This window comes from Mesorhizobium sp. M7A.F.Ca.CA.001.08.2.1 (genome assembly GCF_003998455.1).
GTDB lineage: Bacteria > Pseudomonadota > Alphaproteobacteria > Rhizobiales > Rhizobiaceae > Mesorhizobium > Mesorhizobium ciceri.
On sequence record NZ_RZPW01000860.1, the window covers coordinates 1 to 2,442 of the forward strand.

Annotated in this window: 2 protein-coding genes; both read left to right on the forward strand. The window is 61.9% G+C overall.

Annotated elements, in window-relative coordinates; all coding sequences use genetic code 11:
• Nucleotides 1-78: 78 nt before the first annotated feature.
• Entirely contained in the window at nucleotides 79-1,575 is a 1,497-nt protein-coding gene (gene tssL, locus EN914_RS32115; protein ID WP_024504488.1) for a type VI secretion system protein TssL, long form, read from the forward strand.
• 19 nt (nucleotides 1,576-1,594) lie between these two features.
• Nucleotides 1,595-2,442 (forward strand): type VI secretion system membrane subunit TssM (gene tssM / locus EN914_RS32120; protein WP_127389534.1); only part of this gene is annotated, 848 nt, incomplete at its 3' end.

Sequence of the window (2,442 nt, forward strand, 5' to 3'; positions counted from 1 at the left end):
GTCCCTTTACCCGACCAGAAACCGTCTTGCGCCTGTCTCGCCCAATCGCGGGTATCCCGCCTGCACGAGTGATCGGCGATGAGCTCGAAGGACGACCCCTTCGGTCCGGCGGGCAAGACCGTCATTCGCGCAAATCCACGGCGCACGCAAAAACCGCCGCCGGTTCCGGAGCAATCCATCGTGGACACCTCCAGGATCGAGGATTCAACCGTGTTCGATCCTGGTGTCGTGCGGCCACCGGGCTGGGTATCAGGAACCGTCATCTATCAAGGCCCGGCCCTGGGTGCCCCAGCAGGTACCAGCTCTTCGGCCGCCGCATCAAAGCCGCCCATCGAGCAGGGCACGCTGCTCGGCGCCGCCGAGGTGGTCAGATACTGCGCGGCAAACACTATTCTCGCTGCGGCCGCTCCTTTGCTGATGCTGTTTGGGCAACTCAGGCTGATGCCTGTCGAAAGACAGGCGGAGCCACTGGCGCAACATGTCGCTGAGGCCATCGAAAAATTCGACCGGACGGTCGAGAAATCGGACGTTGCCGAAGAGGATGCGCGGATTGCGCGTTATGTTCTGTGCGAAACAGCCGACGATCTCATCGGCAACCTGCCTTGGCCTGGGAAAGACGACTGGTCGCAACGCAGCATGTCGTGGCAGTTCTTTCATACCCAGTCCTCCGGCACAGGCTTCTACGAAGCACTGAACAAGATCCTGGCCCATCCCGAGACACATTACGATCTGCTCGAACTGATGCATGTCTGTCTGTCGCTGGGGTTCGAGGGCCAGTATCGCGGCGTGAGGCGCGAAGACAACAATCTCGAGCGCGTTCGACGCGACGTCTACGAGACGCTTCGCTACTTCAGGACGCGTGCGGGTGAAGACATCTCGCCGCGCTGGCAGGGCTTGGCCGAGACGATGGCGCAGTCCTCGGCCCGCCTGCCGCTTTGGGTGGTTGCCGCGTCAGCGTCGGCGCTGCTGGCGGCAGCGTTCTTCGCATTGCGGGTCTTCATCTCCAATGAAGGCGACGCCGCCGCAGGTGAATTGCTGGCACTCAACCCATCAATACCCGTCGCTATCGAGCGCGCCAGCGTGGCGCCGCTGGTCGAGCCAGCCAAAGTCGCCCCACCGGCGGCCAACGCTCAGATCGATCGTATTCGTGCGGTGCTGGCCAAGGACGTCGAAGGCGGCGGACTGGCCATTGGCACCAAGGGCGACTTCATCGTCGTGGAAATCAACAATCTGCTGCTGTTCCAGTCCGGCAGGGCCGAGACGAAGCCGGAATTTCAGCCCATCGCCGCCGACATCGCCGCGGCTCTTGAGCACGAGCCTGGACCGATCCGGATCGTCGGCCACACGGATAATGTCAAACCGCGTCGGTCGAGCGCCTTCAAATCCAACTTCGACCTTTCGCTGGCCCGGGCCAAAGCCGTCGAAGCCCTGATGGCCGCGAAATTCAGCGATCCCTCGCGACTGACGGTGGACGGCAAGGGCGAGGACGAACCGATCGCCGAAAACGCGACGCCGGAAGGCCGCGCCAGGAACCGCCGTGTCGATGTGATGATCCCCAGGGAGGAGACATTGTGACGACCTGCTGGAAGCATCCATGACGCGTTGGCTGCTGCGGATATTCAGCATGACCGCGCTGATCGGCTTCGCGACGGCCATATGGTTTGCCGGCCCCTTGATCCGCTTTGCCGATAGCCGGCCGCTCGGGCCTGCCTGGCTGCGTGCAACGATCATCGGTGTAATCGTGGCGACGCTGGCGCTTTTTCACGGGCTGCGTTTCTGGCAGGGGAGGAAGGCGCAAAAAGCGCTCGAAACCGTCGTTGCGCACAATGATGACCGCGATGATGACGATGGGCGGCTGCTCGAAGCCCGCATGAATGAGGCCTTGGCGGCGCTCAAAGGGTCGAGCGGCAAGCGCAACTTCCTCTACGACGTCCCCTGGTACGTCGTCATAGGCCCGCCGGGTGCCGGCAAGACAACGGCACTGGTCAATTCGGGGCTGAATTTTCCGCTTGCCGGTTCAGGAGACGCCCAACCGGTGGCCGGCATTGGCGGAACACGTGCCTGCGACTGGTGGTTTACCGACCAGGCCGTGTTGATCGACACCGCAGGTCGCTACACGACGCAGGATTCCAATGCTGAGAGCGACAAGAAGAGCTGGCTCTCCTTCCTGTCACTGCTCAAGAAGCACCGCGCCCGGCAACCGATAAACGGCGTCATCCTGGCCATCAGCCTTGCCGATCTGATGAGCTTCGACGACCGGCAGCTAGATACCCACGTCGCCGAGATACGCAACCGGCTGAGGGAAATCCACGAGACGCTGAAAGTTCAGTTTCCAGTCTATCTGATTTTCACCAAGGCCGATCTTGTCTCCGGTTTCATGGACTACTTCGGCGGTTTCGACGAGTCACGAAGGCGCAAGGTGTGGGGCGCGACATTCCAGAC